Annotated in this window: 22 protein-coding genes and 1 pseudogene; 18 read left to right on the top strand and 5 right to left on the bottom strand. The window is 71.0% G+C overall.

Going from position 1 to position 26,421, the window contains the following annotated elements:
• Positions 1 to 68: 68 nt before the first annotated feature.
• A complete protein-coding gene (gene coaE, locus DDV73_RS06020) occupies positions 69 to 662 on the top strand; it encodes a dephospho-CoA kinase (RefSeq protein ID WP_240617147.1) in 594 nt (197 codons plus the stop codon).
• A gap of 2 nt (positions 663 to 664) precedes the next feature.
• Positions 665 to 1,942 carry a glycoside hydrolase family 3 N-terminal domain-containing protein gene (locus DDV73_RS06015; RefSeq protein ID WP_109506312.1) on the top strand — a complete coding sequence of 426 codons (1,278 nt, stop codon included), beginning with the start codon at positions 665 to 667 and terminating at the stop codon, positions 1,940 to 1,942.
• A gap of 90 nt (positions 1,943 to 2,032) precedes the next feature.
• Here DDV73_RS06015 and DDV73_RS06010 read toward each other — a convergent pair whose 3' ends face one another.
• A complete protein-coding gene (locus DDV73_RS06010; protein WP_109506311.1) occupies positions 2,033 to 2,995 on the bottom strand; it encodes a sigma-70 family RNA polymerase sigma factor in 963 nt (320 codons plus the stop codon).
• Between the two features lie 240 nt (positions 2,996 to 3,235).
• Positions 3,236 to 5,398, bottom strand: a complete 2,163-nt coding sequence (locus tag DDV73_RS06005) for a S9 family peptidase (protein ID WP_109506310.1) — start codon at positions 5,396 to 5,398, stop codon at positions 3,236 to 3,238.
• A gap of 24 nt (positions 5,399 to 5,422) precedes the next feature.
• On the opposite strand from DDV73_RS06005, the gene DDV73_RS06000 reads away from it, so the two are divergent.
• Both DDV73_RS06000 and DDV73_RS05995 read left to right on the top strand, forming a co-directional pair.
• On the top strand, positions 5,423 to 6,118 hold the full coding sequence (locus tag DDV73_RS06000; RefSeq protein WP_240617146.1) for a LamB/YcsF family protein: 696 nt from the start codon (positions 5,423 to 5,425) through the stop codon (positions 6,116 to 6,118).
• Positions 6,115 to 9,729: a hydantoinase B/oxoprolinase family protein gene (locus DDV73_RS05995; protein ID WP_109506309.1), complete on the top strand. Its 3,615-nt coding sequence runs from the start codon at positions 6,115 to 6,117 to the stop codon at positions 9,727 to 9,729. The genes DDV73_RS06000 and DDV73_RS05995 overlap by 4 nt, the downstream gene beginning before the upstream one ends.
• Here the strand turns inward: DDV73_RS05995 and DDV73_RS05990 are convergent.
• Positions 9,681 to 10,988, bottom strand: coding sequence for a DNA polymerase IV (locus DDV73_RS05990; RefSeq protein ID WP_109506308.1), 1,308 nt, complete (start codon positions 10,986 to 10,988; stop codon positions 9,681 to 9,683). The genes DDV73_RS05995 and DDV73_RS05990 overlap by 49 nt on opposite strands.
• Positions 10,989 to 11,122: 134 nt before the next feature.
• Here DDV73_RS05990 and DDV73_RS05985 point away from each other — a divergent pair, with 134 nt between their 5' ends.
• From DDV73_RS05985 to DDV73_RS05975, 3 genes are all read left to right on the top strand, one after another.
• The gene (locus tag DDV73_RS05985) at positions 11,123 to 12,097 is read left to right on the top strand and encodes a DUF4192 domain-containing protein (protein WP_154402623.1); all 975 of its coding nucleotides are present in this window, start codon (positions 11,123 to 11,125) and stop codon (positions 12,095 to 12,097) included.
• Between the two features lie 64 nt (positions 12,098 to 12,161).
• Positions 12,162 to 13,778 (top strand): sulfatase family protein, encoded by a 1,617-nt coding sequence (locus tag DDV73_RS05980; RefSeq protein ID WP_109506306.1) that lies wholly within the window; start codon positions 12,162 to 12,164, stop codon positions 13,776 to 13,778.
• A gap of 39 nt (positions 13,779 to 13,817) precedes the next feature.
• Positions 13,818 to 15,287 carry a glutamate-cysteine ligase family protein gene (locus DDV73_RS05975; protein ID WP_109506305.1) on the top strand — a complete coding sequence of 490 codons (1,470 nt, stop codon included), beginning with the start codon at positions 13,818 to 13,820 and terminating at the stop codon, positions 15,285 to 15,287.
• A gap of 50 nt (positions 15,288 to 15,337) precedes the next feature.
• Here the strand turns inward: DDV73_RS05975 and DDV73_RS05970 are convergent, their stop codons facing one another.
• Positions 15,338 to 15,796: a hypothetical protein gene (locus tag DDV73_RS05970; protein WP_109506304.1), complete on the bottom strand. Its 459-nt coding sequence runs from the start codon at positions 15,794 to 15,796 to the stop codon at positions 15,338 to 15,340.
• A 130-nt stretch (positions 15,797 to 15,926) separates the two neighbouring features.
• Between DDV73_RS05970 and DDV73_RS05965 the strand changes: the two genes are divergently transcribed.
• The 7 genes from DDV73_RS05965 (at position 15,927) to DDV73_RS05935 (ending at position 21,137) form a co-directional block, all read left to right on the top strand.
• Positions 15,927 to 16,331, top strand: coding sequence for a universal stress protein (locus DDV73_RS05965; protein ID WP_109506303.1), 405 nt, complete (start codon positions 15,927 to 15,929; stop codon positions 16,329 to 16,331).
• On the top strand, positions 16,298 to 16,585 hold the full coding sequence (locus DDV73_RS05960; protein WP_109506302.1) for a hypothetical protein: 288 nt from the start codon (positions 16,298 to 16,300) through the stop codon (positions 16,583 to 16,585). Before DDV73_RS05965 ends, DDV73_RS05960 begins: the two co-directional genes overlap by 34 nt.
• A complete protein-coding gene (locus DDV73_RS05955; protein WP_109506301.1) occupies positions 16,579 to 16,917 on the top strand; it encodes a hypothetical protein in 339 nt (112 codons plus the stop codon). The genes DDV73_RS05960 and DDV73_RS05955 overlap by 7 nt, the downstream gene beginning before the upstream one ends.
• An 86-nt stretch (positions 16,918 to 17,003) precedes the next feature.
• Complete coding sequence (locus DDV73_RS05950) at positions 17,004 to 17,576, top strand: HhH-GPD-type base excision DNA repair protein (protein WP_109506300.1); 573 nt, start codon at positions 17,004 to 17,006, stop codon at positions 17,574 to 17,576.
• Between the two features lie 127 nt (positions 17,577 to 17,703).
• On the top strand, positions 17,704 to 19,191 hold the full coding sequence (locus tag DDV73_RS05945) for an RNA polymerase sigma factor (RefSeq protein ID WP_109506299.1): 1,488 nt from the start codon (positions 17,704 to 17,706) through the stop codon (positions 19,189 to 19,191).
• 6 nt (positions 19,192 to 19,197) lie between these two features.
• Complete coding sequence (locus tag DDV73_RS05940) at positions 19,198 to 20,181, top strand: endo alpha-1,4 polygalactosaminidase (RefSeq protein ID WP_109506298.1); 984 nt, start codon at positions 19,198 to 19,200, stop codon at positions 20,179 to 20,181.
• Positions 20,157 to 21,137, top strand: coding sequence for a M28 family metallopeptidase (locus tag DDV73_RS05935; RefSeq protein ID WP_240617145.1), 981 nt, complete (start codon positions 20,157 to 20,159; stop codon positions 21,135 to 21,137). The genes DDV73_RS05940 and DDV73_RS05935 overlap by 25 nt, the downstream gene beginning before the upstream one ends.
• Here the strand turns inward: DDV73_RS05935 and DDV73_RS29060 are convergent.
• Positions 21,126 to 22,026: pseudogene (locus tag DDV73_RS29060) on the bottom strand (CapA family protein). The gene DDV73_RS05935 and the pseudogene DDV73_RS29060 overlap by 12 nt on opposite strands.
• Between DDV73_RS29060 and DDV73_RS29055 the strand changes: the two are divergent.
• From DDV73_RS29055 to DDV73_RS05910, 4 genes are all read left to right on the top strand, one after another.
• Positions 21,938 to 22,246, top strand: a complete 309-nt coding sequence (locus tag DDV73_RS29055; RefSeq protein ID WP_240617152.1) for a hypothetical protein — start codon at positions 21,938 to 21,940, stop codon at positions 22,244 to 22,246. The pseudogene DDV73_RS29060 and the gene DDV73_RS29055 overlap by 89 nt on opposite strands.
• Positions 22,247 to 22,308: 62 nt before the next feature.
• Complete coding sequence (locus tag DDV73_RS05920; protein ID WP_109506295.1) at positions 22,309 to 23,316, top strand: LacI family DNA-binding transcriptional regulator; 1,008 nt, start codon at positions 22,309 to 22,311, stop codon at positions 23,314 to 23,316.
• 66 nt (positions 23,317 to 23,382) lie between these two features.
• Positions 23,383 to 25,044: a glycoside hydrolase family 13 protein gene (locus tag DDV73_RS05915; RefSeq protein ID WP_109506294.1), complete on the top strand. Its 1,662-nt coding sequence runs from the start codon at positions 23,383 to 23,385 to the stop codon at positions 25,042 to 25,044.
• Positions 25,044 to 26,417: an ABC transporter substrate-binding protein gene (locus DDV73_RS05910; RefSeq protein WP_109506293.1), complete on the top strand. Its 1,374-nt coding sequence runs from the start codon at positions 25,044 to 25,046 to the stop codon at positions 26,415 to 26,417. Before DDV73_RS05915 ends, DDV73_RS05910 begins: the two co-directional genes overlap by 1 nt.
• Positions 26,418 to 26,421: the final 4 nt, after the last annotated feature.

Genomic DNA, 26,421 nt, shown 5'->3' with positions numbered 1-26,421 from the left:
CGGCCAGTGTCTCAAGTGTTGTCTCAAGCGTTTGGGACCAGGTCGGGGTCGGCTGACATACTCCCGGCGTGACCAAGCGAGTGGGACTGACCGGGGGAGTGGCGTCGGGGAAGAGCACGGTCGGCCAGATCTTCGCGGCTCTCGGCGCCACCGTCATCGACGCCGACGTGCTCGCGCGCGAGGTCGTGGCTCCGGGCACCGACGGGCTGGCCGAGATCGTGAAGGCGTTCGGCGAGGACGTGCTGACCGCGTCCGGCGAACTGGACCGCGCGAAGATGGGCGAGATCGTCTTCGCCGACGAGGCCAGGCGCAGGACGCTGGAGTCGATCATCCACCCGCGGGTGCGCGCGCGAGGCGCCGAGCTGGAGGCGGCTGCCCAGGGCCCGATCGTGATCCACGAGATCCCGCTGCTGGTCGAGACCGGCCAGGCCGACGCCTTCGACGCCCTCGTGGTGGTCGACGTACCGGTCGAGATCCAGGTCGAGCGCCTGGTCAAGGACCGAGGGATGACCCCGGAGGAGGCCGAGGCCCGGATCGCGGCTCAGGCCACCCGCGAGGAGCGGCTGGCGGTCGCCAACTACATCATCGACAACTCTGGTACGCCGGAGCAGCTGCGGCTGCGCGTCGCCGAGGTGTACGCCGGCCTGCAGACGAGTCACTGACGATGCGGCTACGACTCCTGCTCGCGGCCGCAGCCACCGCGTCGCTGGCCGCCTGCGCGGTCGAGACGTCCGGCCCGTCCGGCGACCCGTCGCCGAGCCAGGACCGGGCGCCGTCGACCGCCGCGGAAGAGGCGCCGGCCACCGGGCCGCTCGGCTGGGGACCGACCGCCGGGGAGCTGGACCAGGCGCGGGAGCTGATCGCCGACTGGGACTCCGATCGTCTCGCCGGCCAGCTGATCGTCGGCCGCTACGCCGGCACCGACCCGGCCGAGGTCCGTGCGCTGGTCGAGAAGCTGCACCTCGCCGGGGTCTGCGTGACCTCGGACAACGTCGCCGACACCGACCAGGTCATGGCCACCACCCAGGCGGTACGGGACGCGATGGCGGCCGACGGCCGCGACTTCCCGGCGGTGATCGGCGTCGACCAGGAGGGCGGCACCGTCTCTCACCTGCGCGGCGTGGCCACCGACTTCCCGCCGTTCGCGAGCGCCGGCGCCGCGATCGAGGCGGACCGCAAGCAGGGCCGCAAGGTCGTCCGGCAGGCGTCGTACGCGATGGCGATGGAGCTGCGTGCGCTCGGGTTCACCTGGGTCTTCGCTCCGGTCGCCGACGTCACCATCGGCGCCGCCGACCCGACCATCGGCTCGCGGTCACCGTCGGAGGACCCGAAGATCGCGGCCCGGGCAACCGCCGCGGCGGTCAAGGGATTCAACGCGGCAGGGGTGGTGTCGACCACCAAGCACTTCCCGGGGCACGGCGGCGTGACCAGCGACAGCCACACCTCGCTGCCCGTCTTGTCCTCCACGTTCGCGGAGCTCGAGAAGCACGACCTGGTGCCGTTCCGTGCGGGGGTGCAGGCAGGAGCGCCGGCGGTGATGATGAGCCACATTGCGGTCGAGGCGTTCGACGCCCGCCGCCCGGCCAGCCTGGCGCCCGCGGCGTACGACGTGCTGCGCGACACCGGCGGTTTCCAGGGCATCGCGATCACCGACTCGATGGGGATGGGCGCGGTGATGGGCTTCGATCAGCCCGGCATCAAGGCGCTGGTGGCCGGTGCCGACCTGCTGCTGATGCCGGCCGACACGGCCAAGACCCACGCCGCGGTCAGCAGGGCGATCGAGTCCGGCCGGATCCCGCGGGAGCGGGCCGAGGAGGCCGCGGCCCGGGTGATCGCCGTCCAGCTCTGGCAGCAGCGCATCGCCGCTAACAAGCAGGTGCCGACCGACGTCGTCGAGAAGGCTCAGACTGCTTCAGACAAGTTGGCCGATCTCGGCGGCTGAGCGCTCAGCCGCCGAGCCGGACGTGGTACGCCGGCCTGACGCGGGCTGACCCACCGTCGCGCCCCTGCAGCACGCCGGCAGGAGCGCGCGTCAGGCGGCGAGATCGGGGTCTGCGAACTTGCGCAGCTTCTGCAGCGCCTCGCGCTCCAGCTGGCGCACCCGCTCGGCCGAGATGCCGTGCTTGGCGCCGATGTCGGCCAGCTTGTGCTGGCGGCCGTCGACCAGCCCGTAGCGGGACCGGATGATGTCGGCCGCGCGCTCGTCGAGCAGGCCGACCAGGCTGTTGAGCCGGTCGCGGGCCTCGACGTCGAGCACGGTCAGGTCCGGTCCGGGGGAGGTCTCCTGCGCCATCAGGTCACCGAGCGAGGTGTCGCCGTCCTCGTCGACCGGGGTGTCGAGACTGACGTGCTCGCGGCCCCAGGCGAGCAGGTCGAGCACCCGCTCCAGCTCCATGCCGAGCTCCTCGGCGATCTCCTGCGGCTCCGGCTCGCGGCCGAGCTGGCGCTCGAGAGTACGCCGGGCGCCGCCGACCTGGTTGAGCTCCTCGACCACGTGCACGGGCAGCCGCACCACTCGGGCCTGCTGCGCGATGCCGCGGGTGATCGCCTGGCGCACCCACCAGGTGGCGTAAGTGGAGAACTTGTAGCCCTTCGCGTAGTCGAACTTCTCGACCGCGCGGATCAGGCCGGTGTTGCCCTCCTGGATCAGGTCCAGCATCGGCATCTGCGAGCGGCCGTACTTGCGGGCGATGGAGACCACCAGCCGGAGGTTGGCGGTGATGAAGGTGTCGACGGCGCGGCGGCCCTCCTCGGCGAGCCACTCGAGCTCCTCCTTGGAGGCGGTGCCGGGCGCTCCGCCCTTCTTGCGGCCGATCCGGCCTTCAGCGAGGAGGTACTCGGCCATCAGGCCGGCCTCGATCGTCTTCGAGAGCTCGACCTCGGTGGCCGCGTCGAGCAGCGGGTTACGGGCGATCTCGTCCAGGTACAGGCCGACGCTGTCGCGGCCCTCGATCTCCCGAGTTCCTGCGCTCCTCGTTGCCGTGCGTGTCGCCATGGGACGCCCCTCCTTCGTACGCGCGGAGTGACCGATGTGGTGCGGTCACCTCACGCCAAGTCCAACGGATCGAGTGGCCCGAACATTCCTTCGAGATGCTGCGAGTACCCGATCACCTGTCGTCTACACAGGGAATGACGTACGAGGGCGCCAATCAGTTGCCGAGAAAGTTGCTTCTCAGGGACTTTTCAGGGGGGCACCCTTGGCAGGACAGTAACTTTGAAGAAGTCCTTAAGCCCCTTACGGTGCTTTCCGGGCCGAATCGGCCAAGCCCATCCGATCGAGGATCCACGCCAGCGAGAAGGCGCGGTCGTGCCACGACTTGTAGCGGCCGGACACGCCGCCGTGGCCGGCCGACATCTCGGTGCGCAGCAGGAAGTCACGGCGGCCGGTGGCGGTGGCTCGGAGACGGGCCACCCACTTGGCCGGCTCGACGTACAGCACCCGGGTGTCGTTGAGCGAGGTCTCGGCGAGGATCGGCGGGTAGTCGACGGCCGCGACGTTGTCGTACGGCGCGTACGCCTTGATGGTGGCGTACGCCGCCGGGTCGCCCTCCGGGTTGCCCCACTCCTCGTACTCGCCGATCGTCAGCGGCAGGGTCGAGTCGAGCATCGAGGTGAGCGCGTCCACGAACGGCACGTTGGCCACGACTCCGCCGAACAGCTCCGGCGCCTGGTTGGCCACCGCGCCCATCAGCAGCCCACCGGCGCTGCCGCCCTCGGCGACCAGCACGTCCGGCCGCGTCCAGCCCGTCGCGACCAGGTGCCGGGCACAGGCGATGAAGTCGGAGAACGTGTTCTGCTTGTGCGTGAGCTTGCCGGTGTCGTACCAGTGCCGGCCCATCTCGCCGCCGCCGCGGACGTGGGCGATCGCGAACGCCGCGCCGCGGTCCAGCATCGAGAGCCGGGCGACCGAGAAGTACGGGTCGATCGACATCTCGTAGGCGCCGTACCCATAAAGGAGCGTCGGGATCGGTCCCGCCTCCCGGGCGCCGCGGCGGGCCACGATCGAGATCGGCACCTGGGTGCCGTCGTCGGCCTTCGCCCAGAGCCGGTGCTCCTCGTAGTCGCCCGGGTCGTAGCCGCCCAGCACCGGCGTCTGCTTGAGCAGCGTCAGCTCGCGGGTGCGGACGTCGTACGAGTGGACCGAGGCGGGGGTCGCCATCGTGGTGTAGCCGAGCCGGACCACGGGCTGCTCGAAGGCCGGGTTGGCGCCCGAGCCGATCGTGTAGACCTCGTCGTCGAACCGGACCAGGTAGTCGTCGGCGATGCCGTTGGGGGAGTCCGGTCCGAGCTCGAGGATCCGGAGCTGGGTCAGACCCTCACTGCGCTGGTGTACGACGAGGTGCCCGGCGAAGGCGTCCACGTCCTCGAGCCGCACGCTCGGGGTGTGCGGGATCAGCGCGTCCCACTCCTCCGGGAGCGTCGGCCGCACCGGCGCGATGCCGATCGCGAAGTCCTCGCCGGCGGCGTTGTGCAGCACCAGGAATCGGTCCTCGCCGCCGATCACGGCGTGCTCGAGGCTGTACTCCAGGCCGTCGCGACGCTCGGCAAAGACCTGGAAGCCGGCCGCGCGGTCCTCGGTGTCCAGGACGCGGTACTCCGAGGTGGACTTCGAGCCGGAGGCGATCATCAGGAACCGGTCGCTGCGGGTGCGGCCGACGCCGACCCAGAACCGGGCGTCGGTCTCGTGGAAGACCAGCTCGTCGTCGGGCTGGCCGGTGCCGAGCCGGTGCCGCCAGATCTTGTCGGCGCGCCAGGCCTCGTCCACGGTCGTGTAGTAGACGGCGCTGCCGTCACGGTCCCAGGTCACCCCGCCGATCACGCCGGTGATCTCGTCGGGCAGCAGCTCGCCGGTGCCGAGGTCCTTGACCCGGACCGTGTACCGCTCGTCGCCCACCACATCGGTCGAGTAGGCCAGCAGGGTGGTGTCCGGGCTGATCGCGGACCCGCCGAGACTGAAGAACTCGTGACCCTCGGCGAGCACATTGTGGTCGAGCAGCACCTCCTCGCCGGGCAGCGCGGGCTGGTCGGGTGCGGCGTCCTCCGCCGGCCGCGGGGGAGTCCAGTCACTCTCGTCGGTGACCGGGACCCGGCAGCTCGCGCCGTACTCCTTGCCCTCGAAGGAGCGGCCGTAGTACCAGTAGCCGCGGTTGCGGGTCGGCACCGACAGGTCGGTCTCCTGGGTCCGCGCCTTGATCTCGTCGAAGATCGTCTGCCGCAGGTCGGCCAGGTGGTCGGTGCGGGCCTTGGTGTAGGCGTTCTCGGCCTCCAGGTAGGCCGTGACCTCGGGCTTCTCCTTCTGCCGCAGCCACTCGTAGTCGTCGGTCCGGGTCTCGCCGTGATGAACGGCGGTCACGGGCTGACGGTCGGCGACGGGTGGGTCAACTTCGGAGTGCTCCATGGCGGCAGACGATAGCGTCGGAGTGTGACCACCTCATCCATCGACCTCAATGCCGACCTCGGCGAAGGGCTGACCGACGACATGGGCCTGCTGGCGGTGGTCACCAGCGCCAACGTCGCCTGCGGCTACCACGCCGGCGACGAGCGGATGATGCGGAAGGTCTGCGCGGTCGCGGCGAGGTCGGGGGTCTCGGTCGGCGCCCAGGTCTCCTACAACGACCGGCCGAACTTCGGCCGGGTGGCCCGCGACGTGTCGTTCAAGGTGCTGTCCGAGCAGATCGCCGACCAGGTCGGCACCCTCACCCGGATCGCGCGCAAGGAAGGCGCGACCGTGCGCTACGTCAAGCCCCACGGCGCCCTCTACCACCGTGTGTACGACGACCCCGAGCAGGCGCAGGCGCTGCTGGAGGGGTCCGGCGACCTGCCCGTGCTCGGCATGGAGGGCGCGCTGATCCTCGACCGGGCGCGCGCCGCCGGGCGCCGTACCTTCCACGAGGGCTTTCCCGACCGGGCCTACACCCCCGACGGCCGGCTGGTCCCGCGCGGCAAGCCGGGCGCGCTGATCACCGATATCGACGAGGTCGGCCGGCGCGCGGTGGAGATGGCCGCCCGGGTCGACTCCATCTGCGTGCGCGGCGACAGGCCGACCGTGCTCTCCGTCGCCCGCGAGGTACGACGCGCGCTCACCGCAGCCGGCTTCGAGCTGCGGAGCCTTGCATGAGCCAGCCCGGCTGGGAGTTCTGGATCGACCGCGGCGGCACGTTCACCGACATCGTCGCCAGGCGCCCGGACGGTGGCCTGGTCACCCACAAGCTGCTGTCGGAGGACCCGGCCCGCTATCCGGACGCGGTGGTGGAGGGGATCCGCCGGCTGCTGGACGCGCCCGTCGGCGAACCGCTTCCTGCCGATCGGATCGCGGCGGTCAAGATGGGTACCACGGTCGCGACCAACGCCTTGCTCGAGCGTCGCGGCGAGCCGACCGTGCTGGTCGTCACGCGCGGCTTCCGGGACGCGCTGCGGATCGCCTACCAGAACCGGCCTCGGATCTTCGATCGCCGGATCGGGCTGCCCGAGCCCGTGCACACACGGGTGATCGAGGCGGCCGAGCGGGTCGCGGCCGACGGCACGGTCTTGGAGCCGCTCGCCGAGGATGCCTGCCGCAAGGACCTCGCGGCCGCCTTCGCTGACGGGTTCCGGGCCGTGGCCGTGGTGTGCATGCACGGCTACCTGCAGCCGGTTCACGAGCAGCGGATCGGCGCGACCGCCCGCGAGGTCGGGTTCACCCAGGTGTCGGAGTCTCACGAGGTCAGCCCGCTCATGCGCTTGGTCGCCCGCGGCGACACGACCGTCGTCGATGCCTACCTCTCGCCGATCCTGCGGCGGTACGTCGACCAGGTGTCGGCCGCGCTCGACCAGGCCCGCCTGCTGTTCATGCAGTCCAACGGCGGGCTCACCGAGGCACATCGGTTCCGCGGCAAGGACGCGATCCTGTCCGGCCCTGCGGGAGGCGTCGTGGGCATGGCCCGTACCGCCACCGCGGCCGGCTTCGACCGGGTGATCGGGTTCGACATGGGTGGCACCTCCACCGACGTGTCGCACTACGCCGGCGAGTTCGAACGCGAGCTGGAGACCCAGGTCGCAGGGGTCCGGCTGCGGGCGCCGATGATGAGCATCCACACCGTGGCCGCGGGCGGTGGGTCGATCCTGCACTTCGACGGTTCGCGCTACCGGGTCGGCCCGGACTCGGCGGGCGCGGAGCCCGGCCCGGCGTCGTACCGCAAGGGTGGTCCGCTGGCGGTGACCGATGCCAATGTGATGCTCGGCCGGATCCAGCCGGCGTACTTCCCGGCAGTGTTCGGCGAGGCTGGCAACCAGTCGCTCGACTGCGGAGTTGTGCGCGAGAAGTTCGCCGAGCTCGCCGCCGAGATCGGCGACGGCCGGACGCCGGAGGAGGTGGCCGAGGGCTTCCTCGAGATCGCCGTCGCCAACATGGCCAACGCGATCAAGAAGATCTCGGTGCAGCGCGGGTACGACGTGACCGAGTACGCCCTCGCGACATTCGGTGGTGCTGGTGGTCAGCATGCGTGCGCGGTCGCGGACGCCCTCGGCATGACCCGCGTGGTGATCCACCGGTTCGCCGGCGTGCTGTCGGCGTACGGCATGGGTCTGGCCGATGTCACCGCGATGCGCGAGCGCGCGGTGGAGAAGCCGGTCGACGGCGAGGTCAGGCCGATTCTCGACGAGGTCGTCGAGGGGCTGCTGCAGGAAGCGCTCGACGAGCTGGCCGGCGAAGGGGTGCCGCCGGAGAGCGCGGTGACAACGGCCCGCGCGCTGCTCCGGTACGACGGCACCGACACCGCGCTGCCGGTGCGGATCGGTCCGGTCGAGGAGATGCTGGACGAGTTCGAGGCGGCGTACCGTCGTCGCTTCTCGTTCCTGATGCCGGACAAGCAGGTGATGGTCGAGGCGGTCTCGGTCGAGGTGCGGGCGGATACCGACCGGGCCGAGGAGGCCGTGACCGAGGGCGTGCCGGGGGAGGCCTCGGCGACCGACGTCGAGATGTTCGTGGCCGGCGCCTGGACCAAGGCCGGCCTCCACCATCGCGCCGAGATCCGTCCCGGCGACGCGGTCGAGGGTCCGGCGATCGTGGCCGAGGCGAATGCGACCACGGTGGTCGAGCCGGGCTGGCGTGCCACCGTCGACCCTCTCGGCAACCTGCTGCTGAACCGGGTCTCCTCGCGCCGCCCGGTCGAGGACGTCGACACGAACGCCGACCCCGTGATGCTGGAGATCTTCAACAACCTCTTCATGTCCATCGCCGAGCAGATGGGAGTGCGGCTGCAGAGCACGGCGCACTCGGTCAACATCAAGGAGCGTCTGGACTTCTCCTGTGCGCTCTTCGACGCCGACGGCAACCTGATCGCGAACGCCCCGCACATGCCGGTGCACCTGGGCTCGATGGGGGAGAGCATCAAGGCGGTCATCGAGGCCAACGAGGGGCGGATCAAGCCCGGCGATGCCTACGTCCTCAACAACCCCTACCGCGGCGGTACGCACCTGCCGGACATCACCGTGGTCACCCCGGTCTTCGACGAGACCGGCCGCGAGCTGCTGTTCTACGTCGCCTCGCGCGGCCACCACGCCGAGATCGGGGGGATCGCGCCGGGGTCCATGCCGGCGGCCAGCGGCCGGGTCGAGGAGGAGGGGGTGCTGATCGACAACTGGCTGCTGGTCGAGCACGGCCGGCTCCGCGAGGCGGAGACCGTGGACCTGCTCCTGAGCGCGGAGTACCCCTCCCGCAACCCCACTGCCAACCTGGCCGACCTCCGCGCGCAGGTCGCGGCCAACGAGAAGGGCGTCGAAGAACTGCGGGCGATGGTGGACCACTTCGGCCTGGACGTCGTGACGGCGTACATGGGTCACGTCCGGCGCAACGCGGAGGAGTCGGTACGCCGGGTGATCTCGGCGCTGAGCTACGGCAGCTACTCCTACGAGCTCGACGGCGGCGGGCGGATCGAGGTCGCCGTGCGGGTCGACAGGGCGGCCCGGAGTGCGGAGATCGACTTCACCGGCACCTCGTCGCAGCGGCCCGGCAACGACAATGCGCCGTCGTCGGTGGTGATGGCGGCGGTGCTCTACGTGTTCCGGAGCCTGGTCGACGACGACATCCCGCTCAACGCCGGCTGCCTGGCGCCGATCAGGGTCACGATTCCGCCCGGGTCGATGCTCGCACCGGCGTACCCCGCTGCGGTCGTGGCCGGCAACGTCGAGACCTCGCAGGCGGTCACCGGCGCTCTGTACGCCGCACTCGGGGTGCAGGCCGAAGGGTCCGGCACCATGAACAACGTGACGTTCGGCAACGAGCGCAGCCAGTACTACGAGACGGTCGCCAGCGGGTCGGGGGCGGGCGACGGGTTCCGGGGGACCGACGTGGTCCAGACGCACATGACGAACTCCCGGCTCACCGATCCCGAGGTACTGGAGTGGCGCTACCCCGTGCGGGTGGAGTCCTTCGAGATCCTGCCCGGCACCGGCGGCGCCGGGCAGTGGCGGGGTGGCAACGGCGGTCGGCGGCGGATCCGGTTCCTGGAGCCGATGACGGTCAACATCCTGAGCAGCCACCGGCGGGTGCCGCCGTACGGACTCGCGGGCGGCGAGCCCGGCGCGCTCGGCCGGCAGTGGGTGGAGCGCTCGGACGGCGCCGTACAGCCGCTGGCAGGGCGGGACTCCGTTGCGGTCGAGGCTGAGGACGTGCTGGTCGTCGAGACCCCCGGCGGGGGCGGCTACGGCTCCGGCGCCACCCGCGACAGCGCCGGGTCGTCGGCCGAGTAGCTGCGCACCGGCCCGGGCTCGGTCTCGGCGGTCTCGAACCGCACGGTGACCACGCCCTTGCCCGACCCCCAGACCCAGCCGCGGCCGTGCTCGGCGTGCTCGACGTCGCTGCCCGGAGCCCAGGTCCGCTGGTGGGTGGTGGGCGCCTCGGGCTCGGGGAGGTCGAGCTCGGGCTCGGCCTCGGCGGTCTCTCCGAACAGGTCCTCTTGGACCCAGTCGGCCAGCCCGGAGACGCCGACGCCGAGCAGCCGGACGCCGCCCGAGGTGTCGAGGTCGGCCAGCAGGCCGCGGGCCAGCCGGGCGATGGTCGACGAGCTGTCCGTGGGCGAGGCGAGGGTGCTGGAGCGGCTGAGCGTGGTGAAGTCGTGCAGGCGGACCTTGATCGAGATGGTGCGGCCGGACAGCCCGTGCTTGCGCAGCCGCTCGCCGACGCCTGCCGCCTGCCGGGTGAGCAATGCCTCCATCAGCTTCCGGTCGGTGAGGTCGGTGTCGTAGGTGCCCTCCACGCTGACCGACTTGGTCTCCCGGTGCGGCTCGACCGCGCGGGTGTCCTCGGCCCGGGCCAGGTGGTAGAGGCCCTGGCCGTTGGCCTTGCCGACCTGGCGGACCAGCTCGTCCAGGCTGAGCCGCTGCAGGTCCTCGACGGTGTGTACGCCGGTCCGGCGCAGCCGCTCGGCGGTCGCCGGGCCGACGCCCGGGATCACCGTGACCTTCATCGGACGCAGCAGGTCGAGCTCGGTGCCGGGAGCGACCACGACCAGGCCGTCAGGCTTGTCCAGGTCGCTGGCGACCTTGGCGACGAATTTCGACGACGCGAGCCCGACCGAGGCGGTCAGGCCGCCACTGACCTCCGCGACCCGGCTGCGCAGCTGCTCGGCGAACTCGGTCACGGTCGGGACCTCGAGGTCGGGGAGGCCGGCCTGCTCGAGGTCGACGAACGCCTCGTCGAGGGAGAGCGGCTCGACCAGTGGGGAGACCCCGCGCAGCAGCTCCATCACCGCCTGGCTTGTGGCCCGGTAGGCGTGGAAGCGGCCGGTGAGGAAGGCGGCGTGCGGGCAGCGGGACCGCGCCTCGCGGGTCGACATGGCCGACCGGACGCCGTACTCGCGGGCCTCGTAGGACGCGGTCGCGACCACGCCACGACCACCGACGCCGCCGACGACGACCGGCTTGCCGCGAAGCGACGGCTTGTCGCGCTGCTCCACTGCGGCGAAGAACGCATCCAGGTCGATGTGCAGCACCGATGCCTGTGCGCGCATCCGTCTCACGCTGGTGAACCTAGTCGACACCTCGGACAGCCCACTTATCGTCCACAGATTCGCGGGTGCCGTTTTCTCCACAGCCGGCGAGCAGCCGGGTGCGTGGACCGATCCGTTCGGGCAGCGTGGTCGGCATGAACTCACCACAGACAATCCGGGCCACCACGCCCGAGGACGTGATCGCCGCCGCCCCGGTTGCCCTCGGCTTCCACCCGACCGAGTCGGTGGTGATGATGTCCGTCGGCCGCGGCGGCGTGCACTGCCGCACCGACCTGCCCACCGAGGAGCCGGCCTTCGCCGAGGTCGCCGACGACCTTGCGGGGGCGGCGGTCCGCAACGACTGCGAACGTGCCGTCTTCGTGATCTTCAGCGAGCGCGCCGACGACGCGGCCAGGCAGGCCGAGCGGCTGGCGGACGCGTTCTCGGCGACGAGCGTCGAGGTCATCGCGATGATCCGCGCCGATGGCGAGCGATGGTTCGCGCTGGCGGCGGACGCGCCGCCGGAGCTGGTCACCGAGGGCGTGCCGTACGACGTCGGCGCACATCCGATCACCACCGCCGCTGTGTACGACGGCGCCGTCACCCACGCCAGCAGGGAGGAGCTGGCCGCCACCATCGATCCCGATCCGGACGCGGTGCGGGCGGTGACCGCGGCCGTCGAGCGAGCGTCGCATCGCCGGTTCCTGGCCCAGCCTGCGGCCGCCGCGCGCTGGGTGGAGCGGACCGTCCGGGCCGCGGTCCGGGAGGGCACCATCCTCGACGTCGACGACGCCGCTCGGTTGCTCGTGAGCCTCACCGACCTGCGCGTGCGTGACGTCGCCTGGGCCGACATGAGCGCAGGCAGCGCGGCCGCACACGTCGCGTTCTGGACCGACCTGGTCCGCCGGTCGCCGCCCGAGCTGCTGCCCGCGCCCGCCACGATGCTGGCCTTCGCCTCCTGGCTCAGCGGACACGGCGCCCTCGCCTGGTGCGCGCTGGACCGCTGCTCGGCCGTCGACCCGGCGTACACGCTCGCCGAGCTGCTCGCCGACCTGCTGCGGCACGCCGCGCGCCCGGACGGCTGGACCGGCATCCCGCGCGAGCTGCTGACCCTGCTCGACTCGGCGTGACCAGGTCCGGCCATCGTGGCTCCGACGCCTCGACAGCGCAGTTCCCGACAGGTAAAGAGGCCGTATGCGCCCGCCCACTCCACTGATCGCAGTGGCCGTCTGCCTCGCCGTAGCGCTGCCACCCACCGCCGCCTCGACCGCCCACTCGACCTCCGCCGCGCCGACCGACACGTCGACCGTCGTGGCGCCGCCGAAGCCGAACATCATCTTCATCCACACCGACGACCTGTCACCGAACCTGCTGCCGTACATGTCGGCGCTGACCGGACCGCAGGGCCTGGCGAAGAGCGGCGCGACCTTCCGGAACTACTTCGTCGCCGACTCGCTGTGCTGCCCGTCCCGGGCCACCATCCTGACCGGGGAGATGCCGCACAACACCGGCATCCGCACCAACACCGCCAACGACGGCGACGGCGGCTGGCCGGTGTTCAAGCGTCGCGGCCACGAGGCGCGGACCTACGCCGTACCGCTCCGCCGGCACGGCTACCGCACCGGCTATCTCGGCAAATACATGAACGGCTACACGTTCGCCCCCGGCTACAAGCCGCCGCAGGGCTGGGACGAGTGGCACGTCGCCGGCAACGGCGGCTACGGCCACTTCAACTACAAGATCACCCGCTTCGTCCGGGGCAAGGTCCGCACCATCGACACCATGAGGCGGAGTCCCTCCGATCCCGACCGGACCTACATCACCGATGTGCTCGCGAAGCGTGCGAAGGACTTCGTCGACCGCAGCGGGCGCCGCCCGTTCTTCCTGCAGATCTCGACGTTCGCTCCGCACTCCGGCGGCGGCCAGAACGGCGAGCCCAAGTTCCCGCCGGCGGTCCGCGACCGGCCGAAGAGCCAGGGTGGCGAGCTGCTGCACGGCGACTGCGGACCGGCGAAGTGCAACGAGATCCGGCACCCGCGGACCGCGGCGTTCAACGAGGACACCGGCGACAAGCCGTGGTGGGTACGCCGGGACCCGTTGACGCGGTCGGAGATCAATGTGATCGACCGCAACTTCCGCAATCGGGTGCGGATGGTCCAGTCGGTCAACGACCTGATCAAGGGAGTGCTGCGCAGCCTGACCCCCGCAGAGCGCCGCGACACCTACGTCGTGTTCAGCCCGGACAACGGCTTCCATCTCGGCGAGCACCGGCTGCTGTCCGGCAAGGGCACCGCCTATGACCACGACGTGCGGATCCCGCTGATCATCAGCGGGCCCGGTGTCCGGCACCGCAGGATCGACAAGATCGCCCAGAACGTCGACTTCTACCCGACGTTCCTGCAGATGGCCGGGATCCGGCCGCCGGACGACCGGGACGGACAGACCCTGACCGGCCTGCTGGCCGGCGCCAACCCGGCGAGCTGGCGCAAGGCGGCGCTGGTCGAGCACAAGACCGAGCGGCCGAACCGCGCCGATCCTGACCTCGTGCTGGCCGCCCGCAACACCCCGGCGCCGACGTACAACGCCTTGCGCACCCTCGACGCGCTGCTGGTCGACTACGCCGCCCTGGGCCAGCCGGTGGAGTTCTACGACCTCGACGGGCGGATCGGAGCGCAGCCCGACCCCCTGCAGCTGCGCAACGAACCGGACTGGGCGCCGGCGCAGCTCATTGTCGAGCTTCAGCGGATGGCGGTCTGTGGCCGGCCGGGCCGCCCCGGCTGCTGGGAGGAGTCGCTCAGTCTGTCTCGCTGATGTGCTACCCGAGCCGCTCCGACCCACTAGCGTGTCTTCATGGGAGAAGAGGTCGCTGCCCAAGAGTTCACCCGCGCCGACCGCACGCGTCACCGGGAGAAGGTGAGACGCTGCCTCGACGTGTTCGCCCGGATGCTGAAGGAGGCCGCCTTCGATACCGACGATCCGATGACCGGGCTGGAGATCGAGCTCAACCTGGTCGACGACGACGGGCTGCCGGCGCTCAAGAACCAAGAAGTGCTGACGGCGATCGCGGACCCCGACTTCCAGACCGAGCTCGGGCAGTTCAACATCGAGATCAACAGCCCACCCGCGCGCTTGCGCGAGGGTGGGCTGAGCACTTTCGAGGCGGGGCTGCGCCGCAGCCTCAACGACGCCGAGGAGAAGTCCCGAGGGGTCGGCGCCCACCAGGTGATGATCGGCATCCTGCCGACGCTGATGAACGGGCACCTGGAGCCGGAGAACATCAGCGGCAACCCGCGCTACCAGCTGCTCAGCGAGCAGGTGCTCGCCGCCCGCGGCGAGGACATCGTGATCGACATCCGCGGCATCGACCGGCTGCAGACGACCGCGGACTCGATCGTGCCGGAGGCCGCCTGCACCAGCACCCAGTTCCACGTGCAGACCTCGCCGGACCAGTTCGCGGCGTACTGGAACGCGTCGGAGGCGATCTCGGCGATCCAGCTCGCGGTCGGCGCGAACTCGCCGTACCTGCTCGGCAAGGAGCTGTGGCGGGAGACCCGGATCCCGCTGTTCGAGCAGGCCACCGACACCCGCAGTGAGGAGCTGAAGGCGCAGGGCGTGCGGCCGCGGGTGTGGTTCGGCGAGCGCTGGATCACCTCGGTCTTCGACCTGTTCGAGGAGAACGTGCGCTACTTCCCGGCGCTGCTGCCGATCACCGAGGACGAGGACCCGCTCGCAGTGCTCGAGTCAGGCGGGACGCCGCAGCTCGCCGAGCTGCGGCTGCACAACGGCACCATCTACCGCTGGAACCGGCCGGTCTACGACATCGCGGGCGGTGTGCCGCACCTCCGCGTCGAGAACCGGGTGCTGGCCGCCGGGCCGACCGTGGCCGACACGATGGCCAACGCCGCGTTCTACTTCGGTCTGGTCCGTGAGCTCGCGGAGGCCGAGCGCCCGCTGTGGTCGCAGATGTCGTTCAGCGCGGCGGAGGAGAACTTCCACACCGCTGCGGAGCAGGGGATCGACGCTCAGGTCTACTGGCCGGGGATCGGTCAGGTCCGGGCGACCGAGCTGGTGCTGCGCCGGCTGCTGCCGCTCGCCCACGCCGGCCTGGACCGCTGGGGCGCCCGTCCCACCGAGCGCGATCGGCTGCTCGGGATCATCGAGCAGCGCTGTCTCAAGGGCACCAACGGCGCCGAGTGGTTCGCGCGCCGCGTGCACGACCACGCCGACGCGGGGGAGGAGCGGATGGAGTGCCTGCGCCGCACGCTGGTGGAGTACCGCGCGAAGATGCACACCAACGACCCCGTGCACACCTGGGACTGAACCCCGCTGCGCGGACCAACTACATCGTCCGGCTTCGCCGGGCTGCCCTTCTATTCCGCCGAACCAAGCTCGCTTCGCTCGACGGTTCGGCGGTCCCGCAGCCGCTTCCAGGTCGCGCCGCGGCCGGTCCGCGGATCGCGCCAGCCGTCGCGGGTCACCACCGCCATCGCCAGCGGGATGCCGGCCTCGCCGTACGCCGATCGGGCGGCGGCCAGCCAGGCTAGGTCGGCGTCGTGGGTCTCGAGCCCGCCGGGCCGGGTCAGCCAGGTGACCGGCTGCCGGTCGTGGACCAGCGCCCGGCTCAGCAGCGCGGCCAGCACCTCGGTGCGCAGCCCGTGGTCGAGGCCGTCGGCCGCTCGCTCGGCGAAGGTGGCCGCGCGGGCGCCCGGCGTGCCGACGTGGACGACGGGCGGGAACACCCGCCGCGGCTCGGACGCCTTGAACGCGAGCACGGCGTCTCGCATCGCGGCGTACGGCGGTTCCGGGACCGCCGGCGAGCTGGCTTCCATCCCTCCAGCCTGCCGCAACCGGCCCAACGCCGCCGACCTTCCTCCACAGCCCTGTCCATGCCGGGCCGGAATCGGTAGCGTGCCAACGACAGGGCCCGACGCGGCCCGACGTCACGAGGAGGTTGCGCCAATGGGGACCGTGGTCGTGGGTTATGTGCCCAAACCTGAGGGAGAGGCCGCACTGGACACGGCGATCGAGGAGGCGAAGCTCCGCGGCTCCAAGCTCGTGGTCGTCAACTCCCAGCGCGGTGGGCAGGCGTTCGACAGTGAGGCCGCCGCGAAGTCCGACGGCGAGCTTTCTGCCGTCCGTGCAAAGCTCGACGCGTCGGGAGTCGAGTACGACGTCCGCCAGCTCGTCCGCGGCTTCGAGCCAGCCGAGGACCTGATCAGCCTGGCCGAGGCCAACACCGCCGAGCTGATCGTGATCGGCCTGCGCCGCCGCTCGCCGGTCGGCAAGCTGATCCTCGGCAGCAACGCGCAGCGCATCCTCCTCGATGCGCCGTGTCCCGTCCTCGCCGTCAAGGCCAACGCCTGAACGACGCGTTCGCAGGCCTGCGGTCGGCCGTCGCCCCCGAACGGGCGGCGGCGGCCGACGCGGTCACCGACTCCATCTCGGCATCGGGACATCATCCGCTGAGGAGCGAGGAGTACGCCGAGGTCGCGGCGCTACTCGCCGACCTCGCCGTCGCTGAGCGGGACGACGTCGCGCTTGAGGCGGAACTGAACGCCCTCGGAGGCCTGGCGTCCTGGGGGGTCTGGCTCCAGGTGCGGCACTGGACCGCGTGCTGAGCCGGCCGCGTGCGAGCCTGGACGCAGCGTCCTGCGCCCAGTACGACGAGCTCACTGAGATCCGTCGCGAGCAGAGCCACCCGATGATGCCGCACCTCGTCGACCTCGAGTCCGACTTCGACTCCGACGTCACCCGTCCCTGCGACCCTGTCGAGCTGGTCGCCTACGGCCTTGCCGCATCCGACTACTGGGCCGGTCACGCGCTCCGCTGGCTCGACCAAGGGGTGCCAGCCGGGACCCTCGCCGCGAGCCTCAAGGACCTGGAGGGCACCCGAAGCCGACCTCAGGCCCTGCGCCACCAGGCGCGCCGGCTCCGGCGTTCCGCCGGCTGAACGACGAAGGCGACAACCCCTACGCCAACGCCGGGTTCGTCGTGCTCGCGCTGTGAGATACCTGGCGGTGCGGCAAGATGGGCGGCATGGCCATTCACATCACGGGTGACACCGCCGCCGACGAGGTGCTCACCAAGGACCCGTTCGCGCTGCTGATGGGCATGCTGCTCGACCAGCAGTACCCGATGGAGCACGCCTTCCGCGGGCCGGCGAAGGTGCTGGAGCGGTTCGGAACTCTCGACCCGCGGCGGATCGCGGACGCCGACCCGGAGAAGTTTGCGGCGCTGTGCTCCACTCCACCGGCGGTGCACCGGTTCCCCGGCGCGATGGCGACCCGGATCCAGGACCTGGCCCGGATCGTGGTCGACAAGTACGACGGCGACGCGACGCGGCTGTGGAACGAGGCGGCCGACGGCAAGGAGCTGATGAAGCGGATGACCGACCTTCCGGGCTTCGGCAAGCAGAAGGCGCAGATCTTCGTCGCCCTGCTCGCCAAGCAGGTCGGCGTACGCCCGTCCGGCTGGGAGGCAGCGGTGGGCGCGTACGCCGAGGACGGGTTCCGCTCGGTCGCCGACGTCGTGGACTCGGTGTCCCTGCAACGGGTGCGCGACTACAAGAAGGAAAAGAAGGCCGCAGCCAAGGCTTTGAAGGATTCTTAGGCTGGGAGACACGCTCTGACGCCCGGCTTGTGGGGGATGGCTTGGGTTCGTCTGTCAGCGTGGCAGAATACGTCTGCGGCTCTTGACGTCACCGGGCTTCGCCGCGCCCTTCATAGCTTTACGAGAGGTGTTCGTGTCTTCGAACGCACGCAAGATTCCCGCGGAGGTGCTCTCGCACCCCGCAGTCCTCAAGCTCATCGAGGACGGCGCCCCTAGCGGCACCATCAGCCCCGAGCAGGTTCGCAAGGCCAGCGACGACGCCGCGATCGAGCCGCGTCATCTCAAGGCGCTGCTGGCTCACCTCAGCTCGCAGGGAATCTCGGTCGCGGTCGGCGCCGACGGTGCGCGCGCGGTCGCGGCCTCGACGCCGCGCAAGGCGACCACTGCCGCCGCCACCAAGGCGGCGGCCGCCAAGAAGCCGGCGGCGAAGAAGGCCGCGGCCACCGAGGCGGCGCCGGCCAAGGCGGCCCCGAAGAGGGGTGCCAAGAAGGCCGAGGGCGAGGCCGCCGCTCCCGTCGTACTCGACGAGGTCGAGGCAACGGTGATCGGTCCGGACGGCAAGAAGGTGCTGCCTGACCTCCCCGATGAGCAGTTCGAGAAGGACGTCGTCGCCGACCCGACCATCAAGGAAGACGAGAAGCAGGCCTTCACCGTCTCCGCGGCCGACGACACCGACGAGCCCGAGCAGCAGGTCATGGTCGCCGGCGCGACCGCCGACCCGGTCAAGGACTACCTCAAGCAGATCGGCAAGGTGCCGCTGCTGAACGCCGAGATGGAGGTCGAGCTCGCCAAGCGGATCGAGGCTGGCCTGTTCTCGGAGGAGAAGCTCGCCAAGGGCGGCAAGCTCACCCCGAAGGTTCACGAGGAGCTCGAGTGGATCGCCGACGACGGCCGGCGCGCGAAGAACCACCTGCTCGAGGCCAACCTGCGACTCGTGGTCAGCCTCGCCAAGCGCTACACCGGCCGCGGCATGCTCTTCCTCGACCTGATCCAGGAGGGCAACCTCGGTCTGATCCGTGCGGTCGAGAAGTTCGACTACACCAAGGGCTACAAGTTCTCGACGTACGCCACCTGGTGGATCCGGCAGGCGATCACCCGCGCGATGGCCGACCAGGCCCGCACCATCCGGATCCCGGTGCACATGGTCGAGGTCATCAACAAGCTCGCGCGCGTCCAGCGCCAGATGCTGCAGGACCTCGGCCGGGAGCCCACGCCGGAGGAGCTCGCCAAGGAGCTCGACATGACCCCGGAGAAGGTCATCGAGGTCCAGAAGTACGGTCGCGAGCCGATCTCGCTGCACACCCCGCTCGGCGAGGACGGCGACTCCGAGTTCGGCGACCTGATCGAGGACTCCGAGGCGATCGTGCCGGCCGACGCGGTCAGCTTCACGCTGCTGCAAGAGCAGCTGCACGCCGTACTCGACACGCTGTCCGAGCGCGAGGCCGGCGTGGTCAGCATGCGCTTCGGCCTCACCGACGGCCAGCCGAAGACCCTCGACGAGATCGGCAAGGTGTACGGCGTGACCCGCGAGCGGATCCGCCAGATCGAGTCGAAGACGATGTCGAAGCTCCGGCACCCGAGCCGCTCGCAGGTTCTGCGCGACTACCTGGACTGAGCAACCGTGTCCGCACGCCTGCTCGCCGTCCTCCTCGGACTGACGATGCTCGGCCTGCCGGCACCCGCGCGTGCCGCGGACCCGCCCCAGCTGCGGGAGGCCCACTCCGAGCCCGGCTGGTGGCGTCCGTCCGCGGCGCGTCCGCTCACCCTGCACTGGGTGCTGGGCGACCGCCTCGACGTCCACGACCCGCGGTCGATGGGGCTGCGGGACCACCGCGGCCGCAAGCTGCCGGCGCCCGACGTGTACGACATCGACGGCGAGCTCAACCCGAAGTCCACCGTCGACCTGCTGCACCGCCGGGGCAAGAAGGCGATCTGCTACTTCGACGCCGGTGCCTATGAGACCTACCGGCGCGACGCCTGGAAGTTCAGGCGGATCGAGCCACGTATCTGGGGCAAGCCCGACCTCGGCTGGAACGACTCGTACTGGCTCGACATCCGCCGTGTCGACGACCTCGAGCCGATCATGAAAGCGCGGATGCGGATGTGCAAGCGCAAGGGCTTCGACGCGGTCGAGCCCGATCAGATAGACGGCTGGGAGAACAGCATGCACCCGCGCACCCACAAGCCGAGCGCGAAGCACGGCCTCACCGGCTTCCCGATCAGCCGCCGGCACCAGCTGCGCTACAACCGGGCGCTGGCGCGGTGGGCGCACGAGCTCGGCCTCTCGATCGGGCAGAAGGGCGACCTGATCCAGACCCGCGACCTGGTCAGCCACTTCGACTGGACCCTGAACGAAGAGTGCTTCCAGTTCCGCGAGTGCATCCGGCCGTACGACCCGCGGCTGGGCAAGGTCTTCCCGGGGCTGCAGCTGTACGTCCGGGCGGGCAAGGCGGTCTTCGTCGCGGAGTACGAGAAGCCCCGGGCCAAGCGCTGGCGGACGATCTGCCGCGACTCGCGCAAGCGCCACTTCAACACCGCCCGGTTCGAGCTCGACCTGCCGCGCTACGGCCGGCGTACGCCGTGTATGAGCGCGCGCGACTGGTAGTCGCCGCCCTGGCGCTTGCGCTGGCGGCTATGGGCTGCTCGGACACCGAGCGGCCTTCGCCGCCCGCTGCATCCGGTCCCGAAGCCTCGAATGCGGAGCCGCCGTCGGCCCCGACCGCCACCGCCGAGCCGACGCCCCAGGCCCGCGCCGTACGACCCGCCGATCTCGACGCGGCCGTCGCAATGGCAGCGGTCCGGCACCTCGCCGGCGAGATCGGGCCTCGTCACGCCACCAGCCCCGCCTACCGCGCGGCGGCCGACTGGGTGGCCCGGCGTTTCAGCAGCCTCGGCTACGACGTACGCCGCCAGCCGGTTGCGGTGCCCGGAGGCGACTCGTGGGGAGTACCCGTCGACGCCGGCCGCTCCGAGAACGTCATCGCCAGCCCCAACGGCCTGGACCCGGCCGCGCCCCACTTGCTGGTCGGCGCGCACCTGGACACGGTGCCGCAGGCGCCGGGCGCGGAGGACAACGCGTCCGGCGTCGGGGTACTGCTCGCGGTCGCCGAGGCGATCGCGGACCGGCGGACCAGGCTGCCGGTGGTGCTGGTCGCCTTCGGCGCCGAGGAGCCACGCGGCCCCACCGACGCCGACCACCACTACGGCTCGCGCGCCTACGTCGCCTCGTTCGGTCCCGCCCAGCGTCGTGCGGTCCGCGGGATGCTCTCCCTCGATCGCGTCGGTGTCGGGTCGGTCGTGCCGGTCGGGCAGGCCCGATCCGGCCCGGACCCCGCCCACCGTGCGGTGCTGGCGGCCGCGCGCCGGGCCGGCGTACCGGTGCGCCCGGACCTGAACCGCTCCAGCGACCACTGGCAGTTCGTGCTCGGCGGGATGCCCGGCGTCCGCCTCGGCAGCACGCCGTACGCCGCCTACCACAGCCCCGACGACGTGCCGGCCGTCGTCGACCAGGCCCAGCTGGCGCGTACCGGTCGGCTGGTGCTGGCGTGGCTAGCGCGCTGACCAGCTGTTGTCGTGGACGTCGTCCAGCACCGCCCTGGCGGCGGCGCCGCGGAGTAGCCGCGGCGTGAACCCCGCGTCCAGTCGGTACGGCGTGAGGTGGACGCCGACCACCCGGGAGCCGCGGATGGTGGCGGTCAGCGCGACGCCCTCCATGGTCTGCTCCATGAAGTCCATGTCGAACACGAAGTTGCCCAGCGAGTGCGCGATCACCGCGCCGCGGTACCGCTCCAGGCCCTGCACCCAGTGCGGATGACCGCCGGCCACCAGGTCCGCGCCGGCGTCCACCAGCCGCCGCGCGACCCGGCGCTGGACCGGCTCGGCGACATGGGTGTACTGCGTGCCCCAGTGGGGGAGTACGACGACCACGTCGACCCGGTCCGCCAGGCGCCGCACCGCCCGCAGCACCCGGGCCAGGTCGCCGTCGTCGAGCGGACCGGTGCGCGGCGGCATCCGCACCGACAGCGCACCAGGCGTGCCCGGCCCGGCCATCGGCGTCTCGCCGATCGCGTTGAAGCCGACGAACCCGACGCTCACCCCGTCGGCGCGAGACGACCGCCGGACGGATCGCGCCCGCCAGGTCCGACCCGGCACCGAAGGGCGCGATCCCGCTGCCGTCGAAGGCGTGGACGGTCTCGACCAGTGCCCGCTCGCCATAGTCGCCGAGGTGGTTGTTGGCCAGCGACATCGCGTCGAAGCCGGCGTCCGCCAGCCCGTCCAGGACGGCCGGTGACGCGGCGAACGAGTCGTCGCCCTGGGTCGGCGCCCCGTTGGTCGACAGCGTGCCCTCCAGGTTGCCGACCGTGATGTCGGCACGTCGCAGGAGCGGCCGGAGCGCGCTCAGCGTGTCGGTCGGGTCGCGGTGGGCCTCGGCCACGCCGCGGCCGAGCATGATGTCGCCGACCACGGTCAGCGTGATCTCCGGCTCGGGCTCGGCCTCCGGTGGTGATGCCGTCCGGCTGGGCGGGCCCGACGGTCTCGGTGCCGACGATCTCGGCTCTGACGGGGCCGGCTCGACGTTGTCGGGGGTACTGCAGGCGGTCATCGCCAGCACCGCCGCGACCACGGCGCCGCGCCGTACCACCCGGACAGCGAGCATGCCGCCACGGTAGCCCGCCGGGCCGCGCGTGGAGCCTGCAAGATTCTTGCGTGATTACGTCGTAGTATTTCGGGCATGGCGGGCAGACTCACAGAGGTAGCGGAGAAGGTCGGGGTCAGCGAGGCGACGGTGAGCCGGGTGCTCAACGGCCGCGACGGCGTCTCCGAGGCGACCAGGCTGGCGGTGCTGACGGCGCTCGACGTGCTCGGCTACGAGCGCCCGACCAAGCTCCGCGGTCAACGTGCCCGGCTGGTCGGGCTGGTGCTCCCCGAGCTGCAGAACCCGATCTTCCCGGCGTTCGCCGACGTCGTCGTCTCCAACCTTGTCCAGCACGGCCTGACTCCGGTGCTGTGCACCCAGACGGTCGGCGGCATGTCCGAGGCGATCTACCTGGAGCAGCTCTTCCAGCAGCGGGTGTCGGGCGTGCTCTTCGCCGGCGGGCTCTATAGCGGCACCGACGGCCCGCACGAGCACTACTCGCTGCTGGTCGACCGCAAGCTGCCGACGGTGCTGGTCAACGCCGGCATCGACGGGCTGCCCTTCCCTCGGGTGTCCTGTGACGACGAGGTGGCCGCCCAGCAGGCCGTCAACCACCTGGTCTCGCTGGGACACACCCGGATCGGCCTGGTGCTGGGGCCTGCCGACCACGTGCCCTCGCTGCGCAAGCTCGACTCCGCACGCAAGACGATCGCCGCCGCCGGCCTGGAGCTGCCCGATGAGCTGATCGAGTACGCGATCCACTCCTTGGAGGGCGGGCAGGTCGCGGCCGCGCGGCTGCTTCGCCAGGGCGCGACCGCGCTGGTGTGTGCCAGTGACCCGATGGCGCTCGGCGCCGTCCGGGCCGCCAAGCGGGCCGGGCTCGCCGTACCCCGCGAGGTCTCGGTGGTCGGCTTCGACGACTCGGCGTTCCTGAACTGCACCGACCCGCCGCTCACCACGGTGCGCCAGCCGATCGAGGCGATGGGCCGGGCCTCAGTGGATCTGCTGATCGCGCTGATCGAGGGCGGAGCCGTCGAGTACGACGAGCTGCTGTTCGAGCCCGAGTTGGTCGTCAGGGGTTCAACCGCACCCGCTCCTGCCTAAATTCGTTTTTTGCAACTTTCCGTTCGAATCTTGCGGGAATCAGTTCGATCAAACTAGGTTCTCGCCATGACCTGGTGGCGGAGCGCGGTGATCTATCAGGTCTACGTGCGCAGCTTCGCCGACGGCGACGGTGACGGGGTCGGCGACCTAGCCGGGGTCCGCTCCCGGCTGCCCTACGTGCGCGACCTTGGCGTGGACGCGCTCTGGTTCAACCCGTGGTACCTCTCGCCCTGGGTGGACGGCGGGTATGACGTCGCCGACTACCGGTCGATCGACCCGGTCCTCGGCACCCTCGCCGAGGCCGAGCAGCTGATCGCCGAGGCGCGGGAGCACGGCCTGCGGACCATCGTCGACGTCGTACCGAACCACGTCTCGGACCAGCACGCATGGTTCACCGCCGCGCTGGCGAGTGAGCCCGGCTCCGAGGAGCGCAGCCGGTTCTGGTTCCGGCCCGGAACCGGCGTGTCCTGTGAGCTGCCACCGAACGAATGGGTGTCCCACTTCGGCGGACCGGCCTGGACCCGCACCAAGGACGCGGACGGCGTGCCGGGGGAGTGGTACCTGCACCTGTTCGCGCCCGAGCAGCCCGACCTCAACTGGGACCACCCCGACGTACGGCGCGAGCACGAGGACGTGCTGCGGTTCTGGTTCGACCGCGGCGCCGCCGGCATCCGGGTCGACTCCGCGGCACTGCTGGTCAAGGACCCGGATCTGCCCGAGCTCGACCCGGCGTCACCGGCCCCGCATCCGTACGTCGACCGCGACGAGCTGCACGACATCTACCGCGGCTGGCGCGCGGCCGCCGACAGCTACCCCGAGCCGCGGGTGCTGATCGGCGAGCTCTGGCTTCCCGACCCGGACCGGATGGCTCGCTACGTACGCCCCGACGAGCTGCACACCGCGTTCAACTTCGACTTCCTGACCAGTCCCTGGGAGGCCGACCGCCTCCGAGAGTGCATCGACAGCACGCTGGCCGCGCACCGCGAGGTCGGCGCGCCGGCCACCTGGGTGCTCGCCAACCACGACGTCACCCGCCAGGTGACCCGGCTGGGGCGCGCGGCGACCTCGTTCGCGTTCGAGACCAAGCGGGCCGGGGTGGCGACCGACCCGGCGCTCGGCCTGCGCCGCGCGCGAGCAGCCGCGCTGCTGGCGATGGCGCTGCCGGGCTCGCTCTACGTCTACCAGGGGGAGGAGCTCGGCCTCCCCGAGGTCGAGAACCTCCAGCCGCACTGGATCCAGGACCCGATGCACCATCGCTCCGGAGGTGTCGACCCCGGCCGCGACGGGGCACGCGTGCCGATCCCGTGGTCCGGCAGCCGGCGGCCGTTCGGCTTCAGCCCGGACGACGCGGCCTGGCCGACCTGGCTGCCGCAGCCGGACGGTTGGGCCAGCCTCACCGTCGAGGCGCAGACCGCCGACCCCGACTCCACCCTCGAGCTGTACCGGTCGGGCCTGGCGATCCGTCGCCAGGAACCCGGCCTCGGCGACGGCGAGCTGCGCTGGCTGGACAGCGCGACCGGCGTACTCGCCTTCGCACGCGGCAGCCTCGCCTGCGTCACCAACCTGTCCGGCCGGCCCGTCCGGCTTCCCGCCCACGACCGGGCGCTGCTCTCGAGCGCACCGCTGGCGGGGGACCGGCTTCCTCCGGACACCACCGTCTGGCTTCGTCTCGGGACCCACACCGACAACGCCGCGCCCGCCGGCGATGCAACACAGAGGAGCGACTGATGAAGAGAACCGCTGGTAGCTGGAGGGGGCGGACCGGCAGTGCCCTGGTCGTCGCCCTCGCCCTGGGTCTGATGACCACCGCTTGCTCCGACGACGAGGCCGGCGACGGGAAGGTGAAGATCAGCGTCAGCAACTTGCCGCCGAAGACGGAGCAGGCGACGCGCGACGCGTTCCTGGCCCGGGTGGCGGAGTTCGAGAAGGCCAACCCGGACATCGACATCGAGCCCAACGAGTACGAGTGGGACCCGACCACGTTCGCGGCCCAGCTGGCCGGCCGGACGCTGCCGACCACGGTGATGTTCCCGTTCACCGACGGCCAGGCGCTGATCGAGCGTGGCCAGCTCGCGGACATCACCAGTGAGGTGGAGGCGCTGCCGTACGCCGGGGACTTCAACCCCGAGGTGCTCCAGGTGGTCCAGGACGACGACGAGAAGATCTACGGCGTACCCGTCGAGGCCTACGGCATCGGCCTGTCCTACAACCGGGCCCTGTTCGAGGAGGCCGGACTGGACCCGGACGCGCCGCCGACGACCTGGGAGCAGGTGCGGGAGTACTCCGACACCATCGCCGAGGAGACCGGCAAGGCCGGGTACGCCCAGATGAGCCAGAACAACACCGGCGGCTGGATGCTCACCACGCTGACCTACGCGCTCGGTGGGCGGATCCAGGAGGGCAGCGGCGACGACGCCAAGGCCACCATCGACAACCCGGAGACCAAGCGGGTGCTCGAGCTGCTGCACGACATGCGCTGGGAGGACGACTCGATGGGCAAGAACCAGCTCTTCGAATGGGGCACGATCAACCAGGCGTTCGCGGCCGGCCAGATCGGCATGTACATGAGCGGGTCGGATGTCTACAACAGCCTGGTCACCGAGAACAGCATCGACTCCACGACGTACGGCCTGACCGTGCTGCCGCTCGACGGCGCGGACGCGGGCGTGCTCGGCGGCGGCAGCATCGTGGGGGTCCGGCCGGACGCCACACCGGCCGAGCGCGAGGCCGCGGTGAAGTGGATCGACTTCTACTACCTGGGCAAGCTCACCGACGAGCAGGCGGCCACCGCCGACGCGGAGGCGCTCGCGAAGACCAAGGCCCCGGTCGGTACGCCGAAGCTGCCGATCTTCGACGCCGAGCAACTGGCAGAGGCCGACGCCTGGGTCGAGAAGTTCGTCAACGTCCCCGAGGCCCAGATGGCGTCGTTCAAGGAGGGCATCCTGGCGCAGCCGCTCGTGCCTGAGCCGGCGGTGAAGGCGCAGGAGACGTACGCCGTACTCGACGCGGTGGTGCAGAAGGTCCTCACCGACGAGAACGCCGACATCGACGAGCTGCTGTCCGAGGCCAACGACAACGTGGACGCCCTCCTCGGCGGCTGATGCG

The organism is Nocardioides speluncae, assembly GCF_003121585.1.
Lineage (GTDB): Bacteria > Actinomycetota > Actinomycetes > Propionibacteriales > Nocardioidaceae > Nocardioides > Nocardioides speluncae.
Note: the sequence above shows the minus strand (reverse complement) of the source record. Positions and strands in the feature narration are given on the sequence as shown.